This is a genomic window from Actinophytocola sp. (genome assembly GCF_036002505.1).
Lineage (GTDB): Bacteria > Actinomycetota > Actinomycetes > Mycobacteriales > Pseudonocardiaceae > DASYTH01.
Genome location: NZ_DASYTH010000234.1, coordinates 1 through 25,149 on the forward strand (window position 1 = coordinate 1; position 25,149 = coordinate 25,149).

Genomic DNA, 25,149 nt, shown 5'->3' on the forward strand with positions numbered 1-25,149 from the left:
CGGCACCCGGGTATGTGCCCAGGCCCGTCTTCTCCTCGACTTCGTGCCGCACGTCCTCCAACACGAGACCAAACGACAGCAGCACGTCCGCGGCGACTCCATCATGTTCCTTGAGGAGTCCTAGGAGAATGTGCTCGGGGCGGACATAGTGGTGTTTGAGGATCCTGGCCTCTTCCTGCGCCAGAAAAACTGACCGCTGCGCGCGGTCGGTGAATCTCTCGAACATGCCTCGCCACCGGTGTCGGAGTTGCCCGCTCCAGTTTGCCATCGATGCCCACGCGGACGGCAGCCCTAGGATGGCGCTGTGACGGTGGCACTGACCCGGGTGGCCGGGTTGCTCGATCCGCCTCGTGAGGAGTCCGGGCTGGACACCTCGAAGGGCTACCTCGACCTGCTCGGGGAGCGGCCGCCGGCGAGGCGCACGCTGGCGCTCGCGGTGATGCGGAGCAGGGTGTTGCCGATCATCTATGAGCGGTGGTGGCGGCCGGCGTTGCGGGTGATCAACAGGTTGGACGCCGCTGGGGAGCAGCGGTTCGCCGGGCGGTTGCTGGATGTCCGTAGTGGACAACTGGTGCTTGATGCGGCGTGCGGGCCGGGGAACTTCACGCGATCGCTCGCGACCGCTGCCGGCGCGGAGGGGTTGGTGGTCGGGTTTGACGAGTCGGCCACGATGCTGGCACGTGCCGTTGCGGAGACCAGCGCGCCGCAGGTCGCCTATGTTCGGGGCGATGCGCGGGAGTTGCCGTTCGGGGATGGGGTGTTCGATGCGGTGGGGTGCTTTCTCGCTCTGCACCTGGTGCCGGAGCCGTTTCGGGCGCTCGGGGAGTTGATCCGGGTGCTGGGGCCGGGCGGGCGGATCGCGGTCTCGGCGCCGTGCCGCCCGCCGGGCAGGCTGCCGAGGCTGCTGGACCGGGTGGTGAACGTGCCGGTGGGGATGCGGATGTTCGGGCGCGACGAGTTCACGGACGTGTTCGAGCGGGCCGGGTTGGAGCGGATCACGCAGAAGGTGACCGGTTTGTACCAGATTGTCGGGGCAGTTCGGCCAGGCTGACCATCCGTCGCGGTTGGCTCGAGGACGGGCGGAGCCGAACCGGTTGATCGGTGACGGGTTGGCGACCATAGCGGACAGAATTCGCCGCGGCGAGTTGTCGCACCGCGCGCACGCACGGCAACGAGCGTCTCTCAAGCCGTTTACGACAGCAGGCATCGAGCCTTCTCCCCGTTGGCGCAGCCGGACGGGAGAGGCAACATGGCCGATGGCGTGTTCGTGGTCGACGACGAGCGGGTGCGGGCGCTGGCCGCGCATCTGGTCGCGGTGAAGCCGTCGCTCCGGATCGAGGACATCGCGGCGTCGTCCTCACTCACCGAGAACCTCGGGTTCGACTCGATGGACCTGGTGCAGCTGGCCGGCCGGATCCGGGACAGCTACCCGGGGTTCGACCTGCGCGCGTGGCTGGCGAACGCGGTGCAGACCCAGGTGGACAGCGTCGGCTCGATGGCCGCGATGCTGGCGGAGGGCAGCGATGTCTAGGCGCGGCATCGACTACCTCGCGCTGGCCCGGGACCTGGCGCCGATGTTCGCCGAGCGGGCGCCTAGGCACGACGAGGAGTCGAGCTTTCCGTACGAGAACCTCGACGAGCTGGTGCGCAGCGGATACACCGCGATGACCGTGCCGGAGGAGTTCGGCGGCGACGGCGCACCGCTGGAGGTGCTGTGCGAGGCGCAGCGGATCCTGGCCGGTGCCTGCGCGTCCACCGCGTTCGCGGTCAACATGCACGTCCACGGCTTGGCCATGATCGCGCGGCTGGGCGGGGACAGCGCGGAGTGGGCCTGTAAAGCCGTACTGGACGGGGCGGTGATCTCCGGCGGGTTCTCCGAGCCGGGCGTCGGCGGCAACTGGTGGCACCCGACGACCAAGGCGGAGAAGGTCGACGGTGGCTACGTGCTCAACGGGCGCAAGGGTTTCTTCACCGGCTACCCGGGCGCGACGCACCTGTTCCTGTCCGCGGCGACCACCGACGACCGGGGCCTGCCGCAGCCGATGGCGTTCCTCATTCCCAAGCCGGAGCGGGGAATCCGGGTCACCGCGGAGTGGGACGCGGCCGGCATGCGGGCCACCGGCAGCCACTCGCTGGCGCTGGAGGACCTGTTCATCGAAGACCGGTGGATGGTCGGCGAGCAGGGCACGCTGCCGCTGCTGTTCATGTCCGGCGTGCACTGGGCCTGGTGCAGTTTCGCCTCCTGCTTCGTCGGGATCGCCCGCGGCGCGCTGGAGCACGTTGTTCGGACCCAGAAAGCGCGGGTCATCTCGGTGATCGGCAAGCCGAACGCGCACCTGCCCGGCATCCAGTTCCGGGTGGCCGAGATGGCCGCGAAGGTGGCCGCCGCGGAGGCGCACCTGGACGCCGCGATCCACGCCGACCACGAGGTTCCGGACCCGCTCGGGCACTACATCGACATGAGCCTGATGAAGTCCGGCGTGACCCGGCTCTCCGCCGAGGCGGTGACCCTGGGCATGCAGGTGCAGGGCGGCTCCGGACTGTCCTCTTCGGACCCGCTGCAGCGGATGTACCGGGACGTGGTGGCCGGCCTGCTGGTGCCGCCGGCGACCGACGTCGTCCTGGAGTGGGCCGGCAAGCAGGCCCTCGACGTGCCGATCTTCGCCGAGCCGCGCTGGGTCGGGTGATCACCATGGAGGGAACTCACGTGTTCGAGCCCATTGCCGAGCTGGCGGCGGTGTTCGACAAGCGCAGCCTGGACGGCCCGGACGCGGTGGCCGACAACTTCGCCGAGCTGCGCGAGATCTGGCCGGCCGAAGCGACCGTGGCGGAGAACGTCGAGCTGCTGCGAGTCGTGGCCGGCGGCTGCGGGCCGACCGCATTCGCCATGGCCGCGGCGCTGACCGAGGACGAGGACACCGGAAACCGGTACACCGCGGCGGTGCTGCTGGGACTGGCGGAGCGGGCCTACCGGCTGGCCATCCAGGCGATCAAGGACCGTGCCTCCATCTCTCCGGATCCCGCTCGGTTGCCGGGAACCCAGTTCGCCGTGGCGAAGATGCGCGCCGCGATCGCCACGATGACCGCGGTGCTGACCCGGCACACCGCGGACGCGCTGGTGCCGCGGTTCTTCATCGCCACCGAGGCGGAGCAGGTGATCTCCATCGCCTACGGCATTGTCGGCGCCTCGGGCAGCGAGGTGAGCACCCGGATCGGCCAGATCTGGAACGACATCAAGGCTTCCGCGCCGCCGTTCAACGCGGACCTGGCCCGCGAGCTGATCGGCAAGGCGGCGCTGGGCATCGACCCGAACGAGACCCCGAGGTGGTTGTAGTGGCAGGCAACGACCGTCACCTGATCGCGCTGGACCCGGCCGCGGCCGAGATCGACAACGAGTACTACCACGCCGTCGGCGACTCCTGGTGGGACGCCGAGAACGGGCCGCTGCGCGCGCTGCACGACATGAACCCGGCGCGGGTGTCCTATTTCGACACCACAGCGCGGGAGATCCACGGCCGCCCGGCCGGTGAGATCACCGTGCTGGACATCGGGTGTGGCGGCGGGCTGGTCTCCGAGGCGCTGGCCAGGCTCGGCTACCGGGTGACCGGCATCGACCTGTCCGCGGAGTCGGTCCGGGTGGCCCAGCGGCACGCGGCTGCCCAGGGCGTGCGGGTCGACTACCGGGTCGGCTCGGCCTACGACCTGCCGGCCGGCGACGGCAGCGTGGACGTCGTGGTGATCTCCGACGTTCTGGAGCACCTGCACGATCTGCCCGCCGCGGTCGCCGAGATCTCCCGGGTGCTGCGGCCCGGCGGGGTGGTCGTGTTCGACACGATCAACCGCACGCTGCGCAGCTACCTGGTGGCGATCCTGATCTCCGAGCGCTGGCTGAAGATCATCCACCCGGGCACGCACAACTGGCGCATGTTCATCCGCCCGTTCGAGCTGCGCGTGGTGCTCGCCCGGCACGGCCTGCGACTGTCCGAAGTGCACGGTCTGGCGCCGGCGGCCAGCCCGCCGCAGCTCGCCGCGGCGCTGCTACGCGGGCAGCGGCTCGGCCAGTTCACGCTCACCCGATCGCCGGCGGTCAGCTACATCGGCCACGCCGTCAAGACAGCCAACTGAGAGAAGAGGGCGCGAGAGATGGTCTGGATCAGGTCCGCCAGCCGGAAGAGCGTCACCATCCGCACCGACCGCGAGCGGTTGCACGCGTTGCTGCTCGACGTGGTCCGCTGCGGCCGGCTGATGCCCGGCGTGGAGAGCATGGAGCAGATCGGCGACGACCTGTACCACTACCGGCTGGCGCAGGTGTCCAACGGCGCCGTGGTGTTCACCCCGGACTACGTGGCCCGGTTCGACACCGCCGACCCCGATGCGATCAGCTGGGAACCCCAGGGCGAGCACAACTTCAAGTCCTGGGGCATGTTCCGGGTCGGCGCCGGCCCGGTGCCCGGCGAGCTCACCCTGGAGATCGACACCCGCGCGGAGGCCGCGGTCGACGTCGCCCCGGTGGTCGTGGTCCTCATCGAACCGTTCGCCAAGAAGGAAAGTGACGAGGTGACCGAGGGCTTCCTCGCCGCGATCCGCGACGAGGTGGAGAACTCTTACGTGGAGACGACGAGATGACGACCGTGCCCGCTCGTATCGTGGCGCTGCAACCCGTTGCCGCTGCCGAGCCGATCTCGCAGCAGGAGCTGTGGGACGGCTTCTACTCCGGTCTCTACTGCGACATCTCGGACGCCGAGAAGCTTTTCCTTGGCACGCAGGTGAAGCAGCGGCGCCTGGCCTGGCCGCCGCAGCCGCACTACGGCGAGAGCTGGCCCGGCATGCACAGCCGGATGCAGGCATGGGAGAAGCACGCGCTGGCCATGGGGCGGGAGTCGGTGGGCAAGGTGCTCACCGAGGTGGATCCCAACGATGTCGGCAGCTACACGTTCGTCAGCTGCACCGGGTACGCCGGGCCGACGCCGGACATGTTGCTGGCCAAGGAGTTCGACCTGCGGCGCAACCTCCGCCGGACGTTCGTCGGGCACATGGGCTGCTACGCGGCGTTCAACGGCCTCAAGGTGGCGCTGGACTCCCTCGCCGCCCGGCCGGACGAGCTGGCGATGGTCACCTGCGCCGAGGTCTGCTCGGTGCACCTGCGCCCCGAGGCCACCAAGGAGCAGGTCGTCGTGACGGGGCTCTTCGGTGACGCCGGTGCCACGCTGGTGCTCGAGGCCGTCGACAATCCGTCCCGTGTGGAGGGTCCGGTGGTGCTCGGCACGCACACCGAGACGCACCCGGAGACCTCGGAGGCCATGACCTGGAAGGTGATGGACGACGCGTTCCGGATGACGCTCTCGCCGTACGTTCCGCTGTACCTGTCCGAGACCATCGAGCCGTTCGTGCACCGGTTGCTGGAGCCGCACGGGTTGCGCGTCGAAGACGTGGCGCACTGGGGCATCCACCCGGGCGGCCCGAAGATCATCGAGTTCGTCGGCGACCGGCTGAACCTGCCCGCCGGCGCGACCCAGCCGTCGCTGGACATTCTTGGCTCCTGGGGCAACTGCTCCTCGCCGACCGTGCTGCTGATCCTCGACCACATCCTCAACGACATCCGGCCGGCCGCGGGGGAGTACGGCGTGATCATGGCCTTCGGGCCCGGCCTGACCATGGAATCCGCCCTGATCCGCTTCTAACTGGAGTGCACACAAATGACCACGGTTGACAAGCCGAGCGTTGAGACCCTGGTTGCCGAGCTGCTCAGCCAGCAGTGGGTGATCGACCTGTTCACCGAGCTCGCCGGGCGGCAGGCGCAATCCCTCGCGGTGTCCGGGCTGGTGCGTGAGCGCGCCGCGTCCAACCACGTGTTCTGGCCGTTCCACGCGCCGCAGTTCCCGCTCGTGGTCGAGGAGGCCTCGGGCTGCCGGATCACCGACATCGACGGGAACACCTACCTCGACTCGCACCTCGGCTTCGGCTCCCAGGCGCTGTTCGGGCACGCCCCCGCGCGCGTCGTCGAGTTCGTCCGCGACCAGCTCGCCATCACCTCCGGAAACGGCTACCTGAACCCGATCGAGCAGAAACTGGTCGACCTGCTCGGCGGTTTCCTGCCGCACGCCGAGAAGTTCGCGTTCCTCAACTCCGGCACGGACGCCACCAACGCAGCGATCCGGCTCACCCGGGCGCACACCGGCAAGCGGCTGGTGGCCAAGTTCGAGGGCGCGCTGCACGGCGTGCACGACATCGCCGCGCACAACACCGCGTTCTGGTACCACGGCCACCCGGTGCAGCCGTTCCCGGAGATCGGCCCGGACGGGATCGCGCCGCTGCCCGCGCTGACCGGCGTGGCGCCGCTGCCGCCGACCGAGCTTCTGGTGCTGCCCAACGACCTCGACGTCGCGATCGCGCTGATCGAGAAGCACCGGGGCGAACTGGCCTGCGTGCTCGGCGAGGCGGTGTCCTCCTCGTTCCCGTACCCCGAGCACACCGTGCCGCTGATCAAGGCCGTCGCCGAGCGGTGCCAGGCGCTGCGGGTGCCGTTCGTGCTGGACGAGGTGCTCACCGGATTCCGTTACGGGCCTTCGGGTGCGGCCGGCTACTTCGGCATCCCGGCCGACCTCTACACCTACGGCAAGGTGGTCACCGGGCTCGGGCTGCCGCTGTCGGTGATCGGCGGCAAGGCGGAGATCCTCGACCACATGCAGACCTCGGGCCTGCCGCTGACCGACCTCGGCCGCAAGACCTGCGTGCAAACCACGCACGCCGGCAACCACCTCTCGCTGGCCGCCTCCTACGCGTCGCTTTCCTTGCTGCAGGAGGCCGGCCCGGCCTACTACGAGCGGACCAGGGCCAAGGTCGGGCGGGTCCGGTCGCGCCTGGCCGACTTCCGCGCCGAGACCGGCATTCCGTTGCGGCTGATGGGCTTCGGCGATTTCATCGGCTCGTTCGGGTTCGTGGCCGAGGAGTCCTACGCCGACTACCGCGAGTTCGCCGAGGCGGTCAACCCCATCGGGCTGTTCTTCCTCACGCTGATGCTGCGCCAGCGCGGCGTCTACACGCTGAGCCTGCCGATGTTCTTCACCGGTGACGCGCACAGCGAGTCCGATGTGGACGAGCTGCTCACCGCGGTCACCGACTCGGCCCTCGAGCTGGACAAGCACGGCTTCCCGTTCGTCCTTCCCTGACCAGAATTGGAATGATCATGACCAGCATGAACGAGCTGATCGCCGACCTGTTCAGCCAGCAGTGGGTGATCGACCTGCTGACCGAGCTCGCCGAGCGGCAGCGCGGATCCCTGGCGTTGACCGAGCAGGTCCGGCCGAACTCGGCCGGCGGCCATGTGTTCATGCCGTTCCACGCGCCGCAGTTCCCGCTGGCCGTGGTGGAGGCGTCCGGCAGCCGGCTCACCGACATCGACGGCAACAGCTACCTCGACGTGCACCTCGGCTTCGGCGGCCAGTCGCTGTTCGGCCACAACCCGCCCGAGGTGGTCGAGTTCGTCAGGTCCCAACTCGGGGTCGTCAACAGCGGCAACGGGTACCTGAACCCGATCGAGCTGAAGCTCGTCGAGGTGCTGCGGGACCTGGTGCCGCACAACGAGAAGTTCGCGTTCCTGAACTCCGGCACGGACGCCACCAACGCGGCGATCCGGCTGGCGCGGGCGCACACCGGGCGGCGGCTGGTGGCCAAGTTCGAGGGGTGCTGGCATGGGGTGCACGACATCGCCGCGCACAACACCTCGTTCCTGGCGCACGGCCACCCCCGGTTGCGCCCGTTCCCCGAGATCAGTCCGGACCGCGGGGTCACTCCGGAGGTCGGGTTCAAGGGCGCGGTGTCCAACGACATCCTGGTGCTGCCGCACGACACCACGCTCGCGCTCGCGCTGATCGAGAAGCACAGAGACGAGCTGGCCTGTGTGCTCGGTGAGGTGGCCAGCCAGTCGGTGCCGTTCACCGAGCACAACGTGCCGCGGATCCTCGAGGTGGCGCACCGCTGCAAGGCGCTCGGCGTGCCGTTCGTGCTGGACGAGGTGCTCACCGGGTTCCGGTTCGGCGCCGCCGGGGCCGCGGCCCGGTTCAACATCCCGACCGATCTGATCTGCTACGGCAAGGTCGTGTCCGGCCTGGGTGTCGGACTGTCCGTTGTGGCCGGTCGGGCCGAGCTGATCGACCGGATGCAGACCACCGGGTTGGGGCTGGGCGACATCGGGCAGAAGACGTTCGTGCAGAACACCCATTCCGGCAACCACCTGGCACTGGCCGCCTCCTACGCGGCGCTGCGGAAGCTGCGGGACGAGGGCGAGCCGTTCTACGACCGGACCCGGGCCAAGGTGCACAGCCTGCAGTCGCGGCTGGCCGAGTTCCGCGAGGAGACCAGCATCCCGTTGCGGCTGCTGGGTTTCGGCGAGTTCTGCGGCACGTTCGGGTTCGTGGCCGAGGATTCCTACGCGGACTACCGGGAGTTCGCCGGGGCGGTGAACGCGCTCGGTTCGGTGATGCTCACCCTGCAGTTGCGCCGCCGCGGCGTCTACACGTTCAGCATGCCGATGTTCTACACCGGTGACGCGCACAGCGATGCCGACATCGACGAGGTGCACACCGCGGTCACCGAGTCGGCCCAGGAGATGGAGAAGCACGGCTTCCCGTTCGTGCTGCCGCCCACCACGTAACCGTTGGAGAACGAGCCATGAACGAGGTTCACCCCGACCGGGTGGATTGGCGGCCGGGAACCACCCCGGCCACCCTGACCACAGCCGGGAACCTGGCCGGCGCGCTGGTGGACCGCGCGCGCCGGGAGCCGTTCGCGGTCGCCTACCACCTGCCGGAGGAGGCGCCCGGCGACGACCGGCTGACCGTCGGCGACCTGTACTGGCGGGCCAACGTGGCCGGCGCGACGCTGGCCCGCGCCGGGGTCGGCGCGGGCGACCGGATCTGCGTGTGCCTGGACACCTCGGCGGCGCTGCTCGCGACGCTTTTCGGCGCCGCGCTGATCGGCGCGGTGCCGACGCTGGTCGAGCCGCCGCTCACCGCCGGGCGCAAGAAGCTGTGGCTGGAGCGGGTGCGGCACATCGTGTCGGTGGTCCGGCCGGCCGCGCTGGTCTGCGACCCGATGCTGCGCGAGGCGGCCGAGGAGGCGTTCGCCGGCACCGGGATCACCGTGGTCTGCCCGCCCTATGACGGCGGCGGCTACGTGCCGAACCCGGTGGTGGACACCGATCCCGAGGCGATGACGCTGATCCAGTTCAGCTCGGGCACCACGTCCGCGGCCAAGGGCGTGGTGCTCAGCCACCGCGGGCTGCTCGCCGCCGCCGACTCGATCGGCCGGGGCGGGCCGTTCCACCGCGAGGACGTGATGCTGAGCTGGCTGCCGCTGCACCACGACATGGGCATGGTCGGCGGCACGCTCACCCCGTTCCTGCTGGACATGACCGCGGTGCTGGTCCCGCCGCTGTCCTTCGCCATGCAGCCGGACCGCTGGCTGCGGCTGATCCACCGGTACCGGGCGGCGATCTCGCCGGCGCCCAACTTCGCCTACCGGCTGATCGCCTCCCGGTCGTCCACAATGGACCTCGATGGTCTGGACCTGACCTCGTGGCGGTCGGCGTACAACGGCGCGGAGGTGGTGGACGCGCCGACGCTGCGGTCGTTCATCACGGCCATGGTCCCGTACGGTTTCCGGCCGGAGTCCCTGCGGCCGTGCTACGGGATGGCGGAGCTGGGCCTGGCCGCGACGTTCGCGCCGGAGGGCACCCTGCCGCGGATCGAGAAGCTGTCCCGCGGGGAGATGCTCGAGCACGGCCGGGCGGTGCGCGCGGACAGCGAGTGGGACGCGCACGAGTACGTGTCCTCCGGCGTGCCGGTGCCCGGGGTGAAGGTGCGGGTGGTCGACGTCGATGGTCTGGACCTCCCCGACGGCTCGGCCGGGCGGATCCTGGTGTCCAGCGACTCCATGATGACCGGCTACTTCGGACTGCCGAACCGGACCGCGGAGGATCTGCGCGAGGGTTGGCTGCACACCGGGGATCTGGGCTTCCTGCTGGACGGTGAGTTGTTCGTCACCGGGCGGGAGAAGGACCTGATCATCATCGCCGGCCGCAACTACCAGCCGCAGCCGTTCGAGATCGCGGCCAGCACGGTGCCGGGGGTGCGGGCCGGCGGGGTCGCGGCGGTCGGCCGGCAGGACGACGTGCGCGGCACCGAGCAGCTCGTGCTCGTGGTGGAGACCAAGCTGTTCGGCGACACCGCGGCGGCCGGGGACCTGCGCGCCGCGGTGGAATGCGCGGTCGCCGACCTCGCCGGGGTCCGCCCGCACGAGGTGATCGTGGTCCAGCCGGGGACCGTGCCGAAGACCCCGTCGGGCAAGATGCAACGTCCGCTGCTGGCCAAGATGCTGGCCATGGGCGCCGTCGGCGGGGCCGCCCCCGAGGCGCGGGCGGGGTGAGCGAAGTGGAGATCACGCTGATCGGCGGCTCGCTGCGGGCCGGCTCGGCCGCCGAGCAGGTCCTCCGGGCCTGCGCGGACCTGGCCCGCCGGCACGGTGCCCGGACCAGCCTGCACACCGCCAGCCAACTCGTGCTTCCACCCTACCTTCCCGATTCCGACGAACGCCCCACCGCCGCGCACCGCCTGCTCGCCGCGGTGCGTTCGGCCGACGGCCTGATCGTCGCCACCCCCACCTACCACGGCGGCATGTCCGGCCTGGTGAAGAACGCGTTGGACCACCTGGAGGATCTGGCCGCCGACACACCGGCCTACTTGGACGGAAAGGTCGTCGGCACGGTCGCCGTCGGCTGGAGCGAGCACGGCGCCGCCACCGCGATCACCGACCTCCGCAACACCGTTCTGTCGCTGCGCGGCTGGACCACCCCCATGGCCGTCACCGTCAACTCCTACAACTCCGGTGTGGACGGCTGGATCCGCACCACACCCCGGCTCATGCGCCGGCTGGAGATCCTCGTCGACCAGGTCCTCGACTTCGCCGCCCAGCGCCGCTCCGCCCGCCTCGCGGCCAGCGCCTGACCGGTTCGCCGCGTGCCATGCTGTGCCGCATGGCGCGCTGGCGGCGGATCGACACCCCGAGGTCGTTCTTCGTCCGGCGTGCGGTCCGGAACACTCCTGCGGACCGGACCGTGCACTGGGTGTCGGTGGAGAATTCGGTGACCGTGCGAGTCCGCCAACCCGGCCTCCCCACTGCACACCGATCAGACCTGGCTCCACAGCGCCAAACAATGGGTCACCGGCAGGTTCACCGAACCCGAAATCGCCTGAGACCCCGACCTCACCGTCCATGTGCTCCGCGGCCAGGCCGGTTGACGGCACGGCGGCCGTAGCGCAGAGCGCGGCGTTCGAGGTGTGGGTTCAGGTCAGGCCGAGAGCGGACCGGTGTCGCCACGCGAGCCGCAAGCAGGCCTTGGCCCCGGGCCGGGTGCTGCCGCCTTCGACATAGTTTCGCAAGGTCATGGGGTTGAACTGCTCTCCCAGGATTACCTTACCCTCGTAGTTGCCTACAATTTTCGTGCCAAATATTTTGTCGAACGTGCCCGCATCGAATATGGCCACGGTTAGTAGTTCCGGCTTCCAGCTCAAAGGATCCAGGCCGAACCCAAGCGCGTACACATCCAGTTGCCCATTGCGCAGCGCCATGTTGAGAGATTGATAAGGTTCGCTGTTGGCGTAGTCGATTTTCCGACCGCCGTCACCCTGGGCGTCCAGATCTCCCAGCAGTTCCTCCGCGTACTCTCTGCATATGTTTCGCCAAAGGCTCAGGTCCTCGCGAATGGCTGTCTGGCTGAGATCCGAGGGCGTGAACTCGCCGGCCGGGATCACGTGGTACAGATCCGATCCGAGCACTACCTTTGCGGTGCGCTTGTGGAGGACGAACGTGGCCGGTCTATTTCCGTTGCGGAGGATCGTGAGAGTCAGGATGCCGAGGCTTGCTACGCGATTGCTCAGGTTGAAGGGATCGCGCAGGTGCTTCCGGTATCTGTTCGAGCCGGAAGACTGCATCTCCTTGTAGGCCAGTACTTCGCTCGTATCCAGGTACCCGAAGTATTTCGACGCCTCGAACGTGAGGTGAACGCCCAAGTCATTAGCGGTCATTTGTAGCGGGCGATATATCACCCCGTTCGTGAAGTGGCTCATTCCGGCGATCCGGGTAACCGCATCGCTATACGTGATAGGGCCGGAAAGGTCAAGCCCTTCCAGAAGCGCATGTGCGGGCACGGTGACGTTGGTGCGGCTATCGTCGCTTGCGCTCTCGCTGACGAACTCCACTTCAATCTCGTCAATGGGGACTGGGTGATCGAAGATCCAACCGGCCCGCGTCAGCATCGGAACGTCGTGGGCTCTCCATGAGGGATCACTGGCTCGCAGGACCCCGTCACTGAGTTCGATCTGGCTCTGGCGTAGTTCAATGAAACGCTTCTTGAATTCTGCCACTTTCGCCTCCACGCCCGCGGCACGGCCCTGTCGGCGGGTGGGAGGTATGGCCACAACGGCAGCCACCAGGGCTGCCGCGGCTATCAGCACCCCGATCTGAACGTCGTTCATGATAACCGCGCACCCCTCGGCCGCCGGTGTCCGTACATGATACGTCGTCACCGGTATCGCTCATGCGCACGATCGGGTTACCCATGTGGCAAAAGTTGGTCTAGTGCCGTGTCTCGAAAGGTTGGCGCGGGTAAATCGCGTCGGCGGCTACGCAAGTGCGCAACACGCTACGCCAACGCGCATCACAGCTAACGCAACGGGAGACCCGACCACCACGCCCCCTGCCGCTAGGTCGGTTTGGTGGCGCGGAGGACGCCGTAGCGCAGGGTGTTGCGCTCGAAGGCCTGGTTCATGCGGGCCATGGCGGACAGGAAGCTGAGAGTGCGGAAGCCCTTGGTGTGGACCAGATTGAGCAGCGCCGCGGGGTTGTGGATGAACGGCTTGACCATCTCGGCGGAGGTCTTCCAGGTGGCGCGCATGTGCTCGGTCCAGTCGGCGGAGTCCACATTGGTCAGCTCGAGCTCGGCGCAGAGCTTCTCGCACTGCTCCAAGGGAATCACGTGGGAGATGGCGAAGTCGCGGTACAGCCGGCGCAGCACCCGGACCTCGCGCGGGGTGAGCGTGCCGGCGCGGCTGCACCAGGTGGCCACGACGAGCGTGCCGCCGGGTTTCAGTACCCGGGCGCACTCCGCGAGGTAGGCGCGCTTGTCCGGCATGACGTCGAAGCTCTCCACGGACCAGACCACGTCGAACGTGCCGTCGGCGTAGTCCGTGGCCGCGGCGTCCCGGACCCGGAACCGGGTGCGGTCGCTGACCCCGGCCGCACCCGCCTTCTCCGTGGCCCGCCGAACCTGGTCGGCGCTCAGCGTGATCCCGTCGACGAAGCAGTCCAGCACCTGGGCCAGCATGATCGCCGAGGCGCCGAGGCCGCAGCCGCTGTCCAGCACCCGGGCGCCGCGCGGCAGGTCGCCGAAGCCGATCAGCTCGATCGTCATGCGCCGGGCGGCCACCTCGCGCGGCACCCCGGGATCGTCGAGATCCCAGTAGCCGCAGTGCATGTGCTCGCCCCACAGCTGCTCGAACAGGCCGCTCAGGTTGTCGTACTGCACGGCGACGGCGCGGTGCAGATCCTCGACCGAGCCTTCGAACGTATGACCGTTGTCCCGTCGTTTCACGTGAATCCCTTATCCCACCGGGGCTTCGGCCGGGGTCACGCCGGGCTCCGCGCGGTGGCCGACCCGCGCCACCCGGCCCCACACCCGGGGCCCGAGCAGGTACAGCGCGGCCGGCATGACCAGCAGCCGCACCACGACCGCGTCCAGGATCACCGCGATGGCCAGGCCCAGACCGAGCTGCTGGACGACGCTGATCTTGGCGGCGAGGAACGACAGGAACACCGCCACCATGATCACCGCCGCGCCGTTGACCAGGCCCGCGGTGCGCCGCATGCCCTCCAGCACGGCCTCGCGGTGGTCGCCGAGCTCGACGAACCGCTCCCGCATCCGGGCGATCATGATCACCATGTAGTCCATGCTCAACCCGAACATGATCGCGAACAGCAGCACCGGGGTGGTGCTGTCGATCCGCTGGCCCAGCGCGTTCTGGCTGATCAGCGTGAGCAGGCCGACGCTGGCCGCGACCACCATGGCGTTCAGGAACAGCGCCAGCAGCGGCAGCCGCCAGGACCGGAACGCCCGGGCCAGCAGCCCCAGCGTGATCAACGCGACCGCGCCGAGGATCGCCGGCAGCGCCGTGACCAGCGCGTCGTCGTAGTCGACGCCGTGTGCGGTGGCGCCGGTGACCTGCACCTGTGCTCCGCCCAGCCGGTCCCGCAGGTTGCGCACCAGGTCGTGGGTGGCGTCGCTGTCCGGACCCCCGGCCGGCACCACCACCACGCGGCTCAGCAGCCTCCCCGAATCCGAGGCCCAGAGCGAGTTGAACGCGGCTCGCGCCTCCTCCGGCAGCACCCCGGTGTTTCCGTTGATCGCGGCGTCCAGCGCATCGTCGGGCAGGCCGAGGGAGGCCACCGACTGCGTGGAATGCGTCTGCGGCTGGGACTTCGCCGTCGACTCCACGGACCGGACGTCGCGCAGCAGGTCGGCCGCGGTCGACGAGCTGACGATCACCTGCAGCGGGAACAGGTCCCGCGAGCTCAGATCGGCCTGCAACCGCTCGACGCCCTGCCGGGCGTCCGAATCGGACGGCAGGATCGTCGCGCTGGCAACGGGACCCTGCAGGCGGATGAGGCCCATGGGGATGGCCAGCAATCCGAACAGCGCCACCAGGATCAGCAGCAGCGGCAGCGGCCGCCGGTGCACCACAGCCAGAATCCCCGGCACGGGACGGGTTTCCTTGCGTGCCCGCGGCTTCAACGACGCCCAGTTGATCCGGCGGCCGAGCAGCCGCAGGATGGCCGGCAGCAGCGTCATGGACATCGCCATGGCGAGCACCGTGACCACGATGCCGGCGAACGCGATGCTGGAGAACACCATCATCCGCGGGATGAGCAGCGCCAGCAGCGCGGCCACCACGGCGAGGCCGCTGAACTGCACGCTGCGCCCGGCCGTGCGCATCGCCGTCTGGAGCGCCGGCTCATAGTCCATGCCGGCGGCCAGCTCGTCCCGGTAGCGCTTGATGATGAACAGCGAGTAGTCCACCGCGACAGCCAGGCCGATGATCGACACCGCGTTCGTGTAGAGCGTCGAGACGTCGGTCAGCTTGGTGATCAGGAAGCCCACGGCGCTGGCCGTCACCAGCGCGAACCCGGCCAGCACCAGCGGAATCAGCATGGCCACGACCGAGCGGAACACCAGGAACAGCACGATCAGCAGCAGCGGGAACGCGATCATCTCCGCGGTGCTGGCATCCTTTTCGGACTGGCCGTTGAGGTCGTGGTCGAGCGCGGCCGCGCCGGTCACGTGCACCTGGACGCCCAGCCGGGCAAGCGGATCCCGGAGCCGGTCGCGCAGGCCTCCGGTCAGGTTCTGCACCGTGGTGTCGTCGGCGTCGAACCCGAGCTGCAGGAACGTGGTGTGCCGGTTCGGCGACAGCCAGCGCGGCTCGGTCCGGTAGTCCAGCACCGTGGACACGTGCGGGGTCGCCTTCGCCACCCCGGCCGCCGTGTCCACCGCGCCGCTGACGTCGCCACCAGGGTTGTGCAGCACCACCTGCAGCGTCTGTCGCGGCTCGTGGAACGCCCGCTGCAGGGTCTGCTGGCCCCGGGTGTCCTCACCGCGCGGGTTCTCGAAGCCGCCGGACTTCAGCGCGCCGGTGAGCTGCATCATCAGCGGCACACAGATCGCGGCCAGCACGACCCACACGGCGACGGTCAGGCGCGGCCTGCCGATCGCGAAACGGGTGACGGGGTTCATCGGGCGGCTCCCCAAAACGGCTCAAAACCGGCACTCTCGCCCAATATTTCTACTCGCCCGGCCTCGAATCTGACTCGAGCTCGGGGTGCGATGAATGCGTCTTTCCTCGCACCCAGCGCGAGGAAAGACGCATTCACCGCCGTCCTACCGCACGTCCACGATCGTGTGCATGCCGCGCGCCGCGCCGGAGGCACCGGTGGTGCGATCGCCCACAAAGGACAGCAGCACGTACCGGCCCGGCGCCAGATCCACGTGCAGCACCTGGGAGTAGCCGCTGAACGCGGGGAGTGCGCCCTGCGGGCCACCGATGAACGGCGGCGCCGCCTGACCGGCGAAGAACTTCGTGATGTCCTCGTCGGTCGTGCCCGGGCGCACCGGCAGGAACAGCGAGTCGGCCATCTGGCTGGTCCGGTTGATGATCAGCAGCTTGCTGTGCGGCGCGATCGCCTGTGGGGCAAGGAATCGCGGCGCGCCCTCGGCGTTCTCGTACTGCACGACCACGTGGTCCGGCCACGGGATCGCGGTGGACCGCCGGCCCTGCACGGTGATCTGCTGGTAGGCGGCGGCCGGCCCGGCCAGCGAGCGGTAGTCGACCAGGTAGTAGGTGCCCGGGTTGAGCCAGACGCTGAACGACTGTGCGGCCCGCGACTGCAGCACCACCCCGCCGAGCAGCACCGAGTCCCGGTACACCACCGCGCCGGCCTGCTTCTTGGCCTCCAGGTCGTTGTTGAACAGCACCGTGGCCAGGTTCTGCAGCAGCACGTTCAGCTCGGCCCCGGGCTGCAGCCGGACCAGGCCGACCTCACGCCCGGCCTGGTCCGAAGTGGACACCTGGAACGTGGCGACGCCCGGCCGCAGGCTGGCCGCACCCGGCGCGGCCAGCCCGTCCGGGTTGGCCGTCACCGGCACCACCTGGGCGCGGGTCACGGTCGCGCTCGCCGGCACGGCCACCAGGGCAGCCGTCGCGGCCAGGGCGGCCGCCACCGCCAGCGTTCGGAAGACGGGCTTGGTCATGCATGGCCTCCTGTTTCAGTCGTAGTACTCGGGGGCACGGCGGAGCGTGTCCCACTGCACGCCGTCGTGGCCGCGCACGATCAGGGCGTTCTCCCGGCGGGCCAGGTCGACCAGCTTCCGGGTGCTGGCCCGGACCCCGTCGGGGTCGAGGTCGTAGTTGGTCATCGGCCGGTTCTCCGGATCCAGCGCCTTCTCCTGGGTGATCGTGTCGATGGCCAGCAGCACCGGGCCGGTGCGGGGCAGCCGCACCAGCACCGACTGGTGGCCGAGGATGTGCCCGCTGGTCTCGATCAGCTCGATGCCGGGCAGCAGCTCCGCGTCACCGTCCACCGTGCGGTACTTCAGGTGCGGCTGGTCCCAGTGCGGTTTGGCGACCCGCAGCCGCGGCACGCTGTCCGCCTGCGCCAGCTCCCAGTGGCTGCGCTGGATCACGAACTCGGCCTCGGTGAACAGGTCGTGGTTGCCGGCGTGGTCGGGATCCAGGTGGGTGCAGATGACGTAGTGGATGTCCGAGGGGATGAGGTCCAGTGCCGCCAGCTGGTCGACCACGCCCTGGCCGGGAGGGAGCTCGAACATGCCGGGCGGTGCCTCGGCCGGGAAACCCGTGTCCACCAGCACGTTCGTGCCGTCGTCGGTGCGGATCAGGTAGCCCTGCACCGGAAGCCGGCCGTTGGGAGCCCAGTCGTGCCGGATGTTGCCGAGCTCGAGCAGGTAAAGCCGCATCGTCAGGTCGCCTCCGTCGAATGGGCACGGGAGTTCTGCGGCGAAATGGTGGGTCCGCGCACTCGAGAACCCGTCGAAGCCGGGTCCGGGGAACGGGTTTCCGTCAGCGGTTCTGGCTATCGTGGCGGCGGTGACCGGGAGGTGTCACTCGATCACGGGAGGGAGCCGGACTTGCTGTCTCGACGGAGGTTTCTGGGCGCGGTGGGGAGTACGGGGCTGGTCGTCGCGGCAGGCTGTGACGAGAATGCCGCCGGGCGGCCGGGCTCGAGTGGTTTTCCCGGTGGCGCGCAGCAGAAGGGGGAGCGCCTGCAGCCCGGCTCGGCCGCGGCGCCACAACCGTTCACCCAGCCGTTGAGAATTCCACCGGTGATCCAGCCGGTGCGCACGGAAAACGGCACCGACTATTACCAGGTCACGACGCGGGTGGCACAGGCGGAGATCCTGCCCGGCACCCGTACCGAGATCTGGGGCTACAACGGCATCTTCCCCGGCCCGACGTTCGACGTGCGGCGCGGCCGGCGGATCGTGGTCAGCACGCGCAACGAGCTGCCCACGCCGACCGTCACCCATCTGCATGGCGGGCGCACCCCACCGGAGCACGACGGCTACCCGATGGACTACATCCTGCCGGTCGGCGGCTGGTCCTCCGCCGCGCATGACGCGCACACGGGCAGCGTCTCGCCGGGCACCCGGGACTACGCGTATCCGCTGGACCAGCGCGCGGCCACGATGTGGTACCACGACCACCGGATGGATTTCACCGGTCCGCAGGTGTGGCGCGGCCTCGCCGGAATGATGCTGCTCCGGGACGACGAGGAGGACGCGCTGCCGCTGCCGCACGGCGACCGCGAGGTCCCGTTGATGATCACGGACCGGACGTTCAACGAGGACGGGTCGTTCATGTACCCGTCCATCGACCCGACGCTGCGCGACACCCCCGGTGTCACCGGTCCCTACCACGGCGGCGTCCTCGGTGACACGATCCTGGTCAACGGCGTGCCCTGGCCGTTCCTCGAGGTGGAGGCCGCCCGCTACCGGCTGCGTTTCCTCAACGCCTCCAACTCCCGCCAGTACCGCCTGGAGCTCGACCCCCGCCCGAACGGGGTGGCCCCGTTCATCCAGATCGGCAGCGACGGCGGCCTGCTGGATGCGCCCCGCAACCTGGACCGCATCGACATCGCCCCGGCCGAGCGCTTCGACGTCATCGTGGACTTCTCGAAATACAGCGTCGGTACCCGCATCGTCCTGCGCCACACCGGCGGCACCGGCAACGTCGGCCAGGTGATGCAGTTCCGCGTCGCCCGCACCGCGTCTGACGACTCCGCCATCCCCTCGCGACTGTCCACGATTCCGCGGCTCACCCCACCCACCTCCGAACCCACCCGCCAATTCGCCTTCCAGCAGGGCCCCGAAGGCGGCAAAATGGTCTGGCGCGTGAACTCCCGCAGCTTCAACCCCGACTTCATCCACGCCGACGTACGGTTGGGCGTCACCGAAATGTGGCAGCTCGTGACGGACGCCCAACATCCCGTCCACGTCCATCTCTCGCCCTTCCAGATCCACCAACGCATCGGCCAGAGCCTGGCGCCCACGGACGGTGGTTGGAAGGACACGATCCGCCTGGAGCCCAACAAGGTCGCCCGGATTCTGGTGAGGTTCGACGGCTACCCCGGCAAGTACGTCTTCCACTGCCACAACCTCGAACACGAGGACATGCGCATGATGGCCAACTTCACGGTGCGCTGACCACCCGAAGAAAACCCGAAGAAACACCCGCAGGATGGGCGCATCTTTCGCGTGCCCGGACGCTCTGGTGCCCGGGTGCGGATAAGGCACAGGTGCACCTGGTCTGGCACAACCGTGTGTTCTCCGAGCTGCTGACGCCGCCCGGGACAAGGCTGTATCTGCGAGCCGTCACCGTCTTCGATAGTTCCGGTTCACTTCGGGTCATCGTCTGGCCGGCGAACGCGCCGGTACCTACCGGATCACGGCCAATGGGCGGGCCGCCAACATCGACGACGCCGGCCGGGTGGTGACCCGGGACGGTCTCATCGTGTCGCCGGACGGCACCACCACACCGCTGGCCGGATACGGAAACCTGGAAATCCAGCGCTTCCGGGGAGGGCGCATCATCGGCGTGTCGTCGTTGGTTGACCAGAAGCAGAAGCTCATCGAATGGGATCTGGCCGGCCACGAGGTGCGCCGGACGTCCGGGAACACGGCGGTGGGTGTGAACGCCAACGGCCTTCTCTTGGCGTGGTACTTCAACGCCCACATGAACAGCACGCTCGGCACGTGGCAGAACGGGGTCTTCCTCAGCGACGTGGGCGACACCCACAACATCGCCACGGTGACCGACAGCAATGAGCTCGCCGGCGTCCGTATCCCGGACGACCCCGAGGCACGGCTGGCGCCAGCGACCTGGTCCGGCTGCCCGTGACGGCCGCTCAGCCCTTGAGCCGGATCGGGAGGTCGACGAGGCCGCGGATGACGAGGTTGTCGCGGTAGCGGAGGTCTGCTTCGTCGATGGCGAGCTCGAGGTGGGGGGCGCGGCGGACAAGGGTGGTGAAGGCGATGCGGCCCTCCAACCGTGCCAGGGGGGCGCCGAGGCAGAAGTGGATCCCGCCGTCGAAGGCGACGTGCTTGTTGTCCTCGCGGGTGAGGTCGAGGTCGTCGGGGTTGTGGAAGGCGGCGGGGTCGCGGTTGGCGGCGCCGCGCATGAGGACGACCTGCTCACCCTGGCGGATCAGGTGGCCGTCCAGTTCCACGTCTTCGAGCGCGGTGCGGCGGGTCATCTGGGTGGGCGGGTCGAAGCGGAGCAGCTCCTCGACGGCGGACGCGGCGATGGCGGGGTTTTCGCGGAACTTCTCGAGCTGGTGGGGATTCCTGGTCAGGGCCAGGGTTCCGTTGCCGATGAGGTCCATTGTGGTCTCGTGGCCGGCGACGTAGAGCAGGATGCAGGTGGTGAGCAGCTCGCCTTCGGAGAGGGCGGAGCCGCTTTCCCGGACGGCGGCGAGGCCGGAGAGCAGGTCCTCGCGGGGGTGTTCGCGGCGCTGCGCCAGCAGACCGCGGAAGTACTCGTCGAAGTCCGCGAAGGCCTTGGCGCGGATCTTCATCTCTTCCGGCGTGTGCTGGAAGTCGGGGTCGACGCCGCGGGCCACCACATGGGAGAGCTCCTTGACGGAGTCCATGTCCTCGCGCGGGACGCCGAGCAGCTCGCTGATCACCATGACCGGGACGGAGTAGGCGAACGCGTCCATCAGGTCGACGGTGTCCCGCTCGAGTGCGATGTCCAGCAGACCGTCCACAATGGCCTGGATGCGGGGTTCGAGGCGGTCGACCATGCGTGGGGTGAACGCCTTGTTCACCAGGGAGCGCAGCCGGGTGTGCTCGGGCGGGTCGAGCATGATGAACGGGCGGCTGCGGCCTTCGACCGGCCGGCGGAAGTTGTTCTGCTGCAGCAGGTGCGTACCGTGGCCGAAGCGCTTGTCGCGGAACACCGCGGTGACGTCGGCATGCCGGCTGATCAGCCAGTGGCCCAACGGGTTGCGGTAGATCGGTGCCTGCTCGCGCAGCCGGCGGAGGTACGGGTACGGGTTGGCCCGGTGCGCCTTGTCGAACGGGTCGAAGTCGAGCACCGGGGTCGCGGTCTCCGTCACGGAAGTCTCCTCGGTTCAGCTGGTGGCTATGGCGGTTGCGTTGACGATCAGGGCGAGCAGGGCGAGGGCGGTGCGCAGGTGGTGCCAGCGCCGCCAGAGCGGGCGCGGGTCGTCGAACCGCTCCGGCATGTCGTCCGGGTCCAGCGTCCGCATCACCTTGTTGATCGGCACGTTGGCGAAGTGCGACACCACCGAGACCCCGGCCAGCAACACCGCGGCGACGGCGAAGAGCGCGGCCCTGGTCGCGGTGAACGCCAGCACGGTGTCCAGCACGGTCGAGCCGAGCACGATCGCCGGCATCGTGGGATCCCAGTTCCGGCCCAGCAACTTGTGCGCGTAGATGTACCGCCCGGGTGGCATCGCGATCAGCGCCGGCAGCGTGGAGAGCGCCACCGCGAACAGGACGCCGGCCACCGTCCCGCTGCCGAGCAGCACCGCGACCTCGAGCATTGTGTCCATCGTGGTCACTTCCCGGCCGCGCCGGCCACCACGCCGAGCGCGGAGATGCAGCGCATCGTGCTGTCGCCGAACGTCTTCACGAAGCCGTCCACGGTCGCGGTGTCCCGGGGCTTGGACAGGTACGGCACGATCTTCTGCTCGAACGCCTTGACGCCGGGCTGCTCGGCCATGTACCGCGCCACGGCCTCCAGGTCACCCTCGTAGGAGATGATCCGGACCATGGTGCTGTCCTTGATGAACACCGCCGTACCCAGGATCCTGGCGACCTCGGAGCCGTCGCCGGCGTGCACGTTGGGCGACGCCGGACGCTTGTAGTTCTGGAATATCTCGGCGATCTCGGCTTCGTAGCCGGGTTTGATGTTGTACGTGATGGCCGTGATCTGCATGGGGAGTCCCTCCTCGGGTCACACCGCGTAGGCCGTGTCCGGCACATCGGTGATGAACATGTAGCCGGGGGAGTGCGTGATGGCGAACTCGAGCCTCGAGGCCATCAGCGCGGCCTGGGTGGTGACGCCGCAGGCCCAGAACACCGGGATGTCGTCGCCCACCTTGACCGCGTCACCGAAGTCCGGTTTGGACAGATCCTGGATGCCCAGCGCGGCCGGGTCGCCGACGTGCACCGGGCCGCCGTGCACGGACGGGTACCGCGCGGTGATCTGGATCGCGGTGGCCACCAGATCCGGTGGGATCGGCCGCATGCCGACGACCAGCGGGCCGGAGAACCTTCCGGCCGGGCGGCACGGGCGGTTCACCATGAACATCGGGTCGGTGACGCCCTCCTCGTGATGCCGCAGCGGAACCCCGGCGTCCAGCAGCGCGCGCTCGAAGGTGTAGCTGCACCCGATCAGGAACGTGACCAGGTCGTCGCGCCAGTACGGCCGGGCGTCGGTGACCTCGTCGACCATGACCCCGTCGCGCCAGATGAAGTACGCGGGCAGGTCGGTGCTGACGTCGGCGCCCTCGGCGAGCGCGGTGGTGGTGGAGCCCGGATCGGTGACGTCGAGGACCGGGCACGCCTTCGGGTTGCGCTGGGCGAACAGGAGCAGGTCGTAGGCGTGCTCCTGAGGCACCGCGATGAGATTGGTCTGGGTGTACCGGCTGGCCCAGTCGACCGTGGGCACCCGCAGCCCTTCGCGGAACCGGGCCCGCGCCTGTGCGCCGGTCAGTGACTCGGTGGACACGTTGCTCCTCAGTCTATAATGGATAGTCGACGGTCGAGCGTGGTGAGTAGTTCGGTTCCGCTTTCCCGGACCACGAACGGGTCCTCGACCATGGCCGCGCCGAAGCCGAACTCGTAGTACGGCGTCTCGAAGTTGACCACCGTGCCGGCCTCGAGCTGGTCGTCGCCGTGCGGCGTGATGAGAACCCGGTCGTACACCTCGACCCCGATGCCGTGCCCGACGTGGTTGCGCCGGTAGTGTGGGATCCCGGCCGCGCGCACCGCCTCCACGGTGATGTCGAACAGCTCCTTGCCGGTCATCCCCGGCTTCGCCGCGGCCAGTGCCGCGTCTTCACCGGCGAGCACGGCGTTGTAGTAGGTGGTGAGCTTCTCGGACGGTGGACCGAAGCTGAACACCCGGCCGAGGTCGGCCCAGTAGCCCTCGTACACGATGCCCACGTCGAACCAGATCGCCTCGCCGCGGCGCAGCGGCTCGGTGGTCGGCCGGGTCTGCCCGCCGGCTGCCGCGGCGCCGAACTTGATCAGGCTGAACTTGGGCCGGCCGCCCTCGCCGACGACCGAGCGCTCGAACTCGCGCACCAGGTCCACCTCGGTGACTCCGGGCGCCGCGATCGCGACCGCGGCCTGGATGGCCCGCTCGGTGACCGCCGCCGTGGCCGCGAGCCGGCGCAGCTCCGCCTCGGTCTTCACCTTCCTGGTGTACCGGAACACGTCCGCGCCCGCCCGGAAGTCCGTGCCCGGCAACGACTCCTGGAGCGTGTCGAGCAGGCCCGGCAGCGCGCCGTCCTCGTCCACCCCGACCCGCCCGGTGGCCAGGCCCGCCCGGCGGAGCGTCTCCACCAGCGTGTCCGCCGGGGTGGCCGGGTTCGGATCGTGGTCCATGATCCGGCGTAGGCGTTCGTCCTGATCGGACAGTTTGGCAACGCCTTCGTACTCCCGGAAGAACGTGCCGAATCCGAGGGCACCGTCGAGGTCCACGGCCGCGTCCCGGATCTGGTCGAGGTCGCACCGCGAGCTGACGAAGTGCGGGTGCGCCAACCGGTCCCGGGTCACCACCGCGTAGCACTGCCCGGAGTACGGGAAGATCTCCAGCGAGACGCTCGCGATTCCGGTGAGGTAGTACACGTTCTCCGCGGTGGTGGCCACCAGTCCGTCCAGGCCGAGCTCGTCCATCCGTGCGCCGAGGCGCTCCAGGTTGGCGGACATCAGGCGCTCTTGCGCAGCTCGCGGGCCTCCGGCGTGTGCGCGAGCAGCACCGTGGCGTACTCCGGATCCCGCGCCGCGGCCAGCAGGCCCTCCACAGTGAACAGGTCGCGCTCCTTCATCTGTACCAGGATGCCACGCTCGTCCAGCCAGTCGTCCTCAAAGGACTCGCCGAGGTAGTTCACACCCGTGTCCGGTGCCACGGCGACGATCCGGCTGTTCGGGTGGAGGCTGGCGTAGTGCAGCGCGCCGAACACCGCCGCGCCCGAGGACTCGCCGAGCAGCAGGCCCTCGGCCCGGGCCAGCAGCCGGGTGGTGGCGAACCCCTCCGGGTCGGTCACCGGGTGCACCTTGTCGACCAGGTGCGCGTGCAGGTTCCCCGGCGGGAACGCGATGCCGAGGCCGCGCATCTCCCAGGGCTGGTAAGGGAAACCAAACGCGGCCGAGCCGACCACGTCCACGCCGACCGTGGTGATCCGGGGAAGCTCGCGCTTGAGCGTCGCGGACAGCCCGCTGATGTGCCCGCCGGTGCCGACCGCGACGATCAGCACGTCCAGGTCCGGCACCTCGTCGAGCAGCTCGTACGCGGTCTGCTCGGCGTGGATGCGCGGGTTGTCCGGGTTGTTGTACTGGTCCGGCCAGAACGCGTCGGGGTGTTTCTCCAGCAACTCCTTGACCTTCACCAGCCGGGGCAGCTGGTAGCCGAGCTCGTCGGGCTTGCGCACCACGTGCACCTCGGCGCCGAGCGCGGTGACGTAGTTCAGGAACGAGCCCGCCGCCTTGGGGTCGGTCACCAGGATCACCTGGTAGCCACGGGCGGCGCCGATCAGGGCGAGCGCCTTGCCCAGATTTCCGGACGTGGACTCGATGATCGTGCCGCCGGGCTTGAGCCGGCCGTCCCGCTCCGCCCGGGTGATCATCGACAGCGCGGCCCGGTCCTTGACGCTCCCGCCGGGGTTGTGCCCTTCCAGCTTGACGAGGATCTCCGAGCCGTTGCCGGCGGTCAGGTGGCGCAGCCGGACCAGCGGGGTGCGCCCGACCGTGTCCGCAATGCTGTCGCAAATCAT

General features: G+C 69.1%; 25 protein-coding genes. 13 read left to right on the forward strand and 12 right to left on the reverse strand.

The window, feature by feature from the left end; genetic code table 11:
* On the reverse strand, positions 1 to 226 hold a 226-nt coding region (locus tag VGR06_RS21315), incomplete at its 3' end, for a Clp protease N-terminal domain-containing protein (protein ID WP_327560883.1).
* Between the two features lie 78 nt (positions 227 to 304).
* Between VGR06_RS21315 and VGR06_RS21320 the strand changes: the two genes are divergently transcribed.
* The 11 genes from VGR06_RS21320 (at position 305) to VGR06_RS21370 (ending at position 11,003) form a co-directional block, all read left to right on the forward strand.
* Entirely contained in the window at positions 305 to 1,051 is a 747-nt protein-coding gene (locus VGR06_RS21320) for a methyltransferase domain-containing protein (RefSeq protein WP_327560884.1), read from the forward strand.
* A 198-nt stretch (positions 1,052 to 1,249) separates the two neighbouring features.
* Positions 1,250 to 1,531 carry an acyl carrier protein gene (locus VGR06_RS21325; RefSeq protein ID WP_327560885.1) on the forward strand — a complete coding sequence of 94 codons (282 nt, stop codon included), beginning with the start codon at positions 1,250 to 1,252 and terminating at the stop codon, positions 1,529 to 1,531.
* The gene (locus VGR06_RS21330; protein WP_327560886.1) at positions 1,524 to 2,687 is read left to right on the forward strand and encodes an acyl-CoA dehydrogenase family protein; all 1,164 of its coding nucleotides are present in this window, start codon (positions 1,524 to 1,526) and stop codon (positions 2,685 to 2,687) included. Before VGR06_RS21325 ends, VGR06_RS21330 begins: the two co-directional genes overlap by 8 nt.
* 20 nt (positions 2,688 to 2,707) lie before the next feature.
* Entirely contained in the window at positions 2,708 to 3,334 is a 627-nt protein-coding gene (locus VGR06_RS21335; protein WP_327560887.1) for an acyl-CoA dehydrogenase family protein, read from the forward strand.
* A complete protein-coding gene (gene ubiG / locus VGR06_RS21340) occupies positions 3,334 to 4,125 on the forward strand; it encodes a bifunctional 2-polyprenyl-6-hydroxyphenol methylase/3-demethylubiquinol 3-O-methyltransferase UbiG (RefSeq protein WP_327560888.1) in 792 nt (263 codons plus the stop codon). The genes VGR06_RS21335 and ubiG overlap by 1 nt, the downstream gene beginning before the upstream one ends.
* Before the next feature lie 18 nt (positions 4,126 to 4,143).
* Entirely contained in the window at positions 4,144 to 4,626 is a 483-nt protein-coding gene (locus tag VGR06_RS21345) for a hypothetical protein (RefSeq protein ID WP_327560889.1), read from the forward strand.
* Positions 4,623 to 5,681 carry a type III polyketide synthase gene (locus VGR06_RS21350; protein ID WP_327560890.1) on the forward strand — a complete coding sequence of 353 codons (1,059 nt, stop codon included), beginning with the start codon at positions 4,623 to 4,625 and terminating at the stop codon, positions 5,679 to 5,681. The genes VGR06_RS21345 and VGR06_RS21350 overlap by 4 nt, the downstream gene beginning before the upstream one ends.
* Before the next feature lie 15 nt (positions 5,682 to 5,696).
* Positions 5,697 to 7,169, forward strand: coding sequence for an aminotransferase class III-fold pyridoxal phosphate-dependent enzyme (locus VGR06_RS21355; RefSeq protein WP_327560891.1), 1,473 nt, complete (start codon positions 5,697 to 5,699; stop codon positions 7,167 to 7,169).
* 26 nt (positions 7,170 to 7,195) lie between these two features.
* The gene (locus tag VGR06_RS21360) at positions 7,196 to 8,653 is read left to right on the forward strand and encodes an aminotransferase class III-fold pyridoxal phosphate-dependent enzyme (protein WP_327560892.1); all 1,458 of its coding nucleotides are present in this window, start codon (positions 7,196 to 7,198) and stop codon (positions 8,651 to 8,653) included.
* Positions 8,654 to 8,670: 17 nt separating this feature from the next.
* Positions 8,671 to 10,425, forward strand: coding sequence for an AMP-binding protein (locus tag VGR06_RS21365; protein ID WP_327560893.1), 1,755 nt, complete (start codon positions 8,671 to 8,673; stop codon positions 10,423 to 10,425).
* On the forward strand, positions 10,422 to 11,003 hold the full coding sequence (locus VGR06_RS21370) for an NADPH-dependent FMN reductase (protein ID WP_327560894.1): 582 nt from the start codon (positions 10,422 to 10,424) through the stop codon (positions 11,001 to 11,003). Before VGR06_RS21365 ends, VGR06_RS21370 begins: the two co-directional genes overlap by 4 nt.
* Positions 11,004 to 11,342: 339 nt before the next feature.
* On the opposite strand, the gene VGR06_RS21375 is transcribed toward VGR06_RS21370, so the two are convergent.
* The 5 genes from VGR06_RS21375 to VGR06_RS21395 all read right to left on the reverse strand — a co-directional run bounded on the left by VGR06_RS21375 (position 11,343) and on the right by VGR06_RS21395 (position 17,581).
* Positions 11,343 to 12,533 carry a hypothetical protein gene (locus VGR06_RS21375; RefSeq protein WP_327560895.1) on the reverse strand — a complete coding sequence of 397 codons (1,191 nt, stop codon included), beginning with the start codon at positions 12,531 to 12,533 and terminating at the stop codon, positions 11,343 to 11,345.
* A gap of 227 nt (positions 12,534 to 12,760) precedes the next feature.
* Positions 12,761 to 13,648, reverse strand: a complete 888-nt coding sequence (locus tag VGR06_RS21380; protein WP_327560896.1) for a methyltransferase domain-containing protein — start codon at positions 13,646 to 13,648, stop codon at positions 12,761 to 12,763.
* 9 nt (positions 13,649 to 13,657) lie between these two features.
* Positions 13,658 to 15,844: an MMPL family transporter gene (locus tag VGR06_RS21385; protein WP_327560897.1), complete on the reverse strand. Its 2,187-nt coding sequence runs from the start codon at positions 15,842 to 15,844 to the stop codon at positions 13,658 to 13,660.
* A 144-nt stretch (positions 15,845 to 15,988) separates the two neighbouring features.
* Positions 15,989 to 16,858, reverse strand: a complete 870-nt coding sequence (locus tag VGR06_RS21390; RefSeq protein ID WP_327560898.1) for a hypothetical protein — start codon at positions 16,856 to 16,858, stop codon at positions 15,989 to 15,991.
* A gap of 15 nt (positions 16,859 to 16,873) precedes the next feature.
* Entirely contained in the window at positions 16,874 to 17,581 is a 708-nt protein-coding gene (locus tag VGR06_RS21395) for an N-acyl homoserine lactonase family protein (protein WP_327560899.1), read from the reverse strand.
* Between the two features lie 171 nt (positions 17,582 to 17,752).
* Here VGR06_RS21395 and VGR06_RS21400 point away from each other — a divergent pair, with 171 nt between their 5' ends.
* Complete coding sequence (locus VGR06_RS21400; protein ID WP_327560900.1) at positions 17,753 to 19,327, forward strand: multicopper oxidase family protein; 1,575 nt, start codon at positions 17,753 to 17,755, stop codon at positions 19,325 to 19,327.
* Positions 19,328 to 19,610: 283 nt separating this feature from the next.
* Entirely contained in the window at positions 19,611 to 20,021 is a 411-nt protein-coding gene (locus VGR06_RS21405; protein WP_327560901.1) for a hypothetical protein, read from the forward strand.
* A gap of 7 nt (positions 20,022 to 20,028) precedes the next feature.
* On the opposite strand, the gene VGR06_RS21410 is transcribed toward VGR06_RS21405, so the two are convergent.
* Genes VGR06_RS21410 through VGR06_RS21435 form a run of 6 tightly spaced genes read right to left on the reverse strand, consistent with a single transcriptional unit; the run spans position 20,029 to position 25,149 of the window.
* Positions 20,029 to 21,240 carry a cytochrome P450 gene (locus VGR06_RS21410; RefSeq protein WP_327560902.1) on the reverse strand — a complete coding sequence of 404 codons (1,212 nt, stop codon included), beginning with the start codon at positions 21,238 to 21,240 and terminating at the stop codon, positions 20,029 to 20,031.
* A 15-nt stretch (positions 21,241 to 21,255) separates the two neighbouring features.
* On the reverse strand, positions 21,256 to 21,690 hold the full coding sequence (locus VGR06_RS21415) for a DUF1772 domain-containing protein (protein ID WP_327560903.1): 435 nt from the start codon (positions 21,688 to 21,690) through the stop codon (positions 21,256 to 21,258).
* Between the two features lie 14 nt (positions 21,691 to 21,704).
* On the reverse strand, positions 21,705 to 22,085 hold the full coding sequence (locus VGR06_RS21420) for a SchA/CurD-like domain-containing protein (protein WP_327560904.1): 381 nt from the start codon (positions 22,083 to 22,085) through the stop codon (positions 21,705 to 21,707).
* An 18-nt stretch (positions 22,086 to 22,103) separates the two neighbouring features.
* Positions 22,104 to 22,865, reverse strand: a complete 762-nt coding sequence (locus tag VGR06_RS21425) for a putative hydro-lyase (RefSeq protein WP_327560915.1) — start codon at positions 22,863 to 22,865, stop codon at positions 22,104 to 22,106.
* Positions 22,866 to 22,888: 23 nt separating this feature from the next.
* Positions 22,889 to 24,085 carry a Xaa-Pro peptidase family protein gene (locus tag VGR06_RS21430; RefSeq protein ID WP_327560905.1) on the reverse strand — a complete coding sequence of 399 codons (1,197 nt, stop codon included), beginning with the start codon at positions 24,083 to 24,085 and terminating at the stop codon, positions 22,889 to 22,891.
* Positions 24,085 to 25,149, reverse strand: coding sequence for a cysteine synthase family protein (locus VGR06_RS21435; RefSeq protein WP_327560906.1), 1,065 nt, complete (start codon positions 25,147 to 25,149; stop codon positions 24,085 to 24,087). The genes VGR06_RS21430 and VGR06_RS21435 overlap by 1 nt, the downstream gene beginning before the upstream one ends.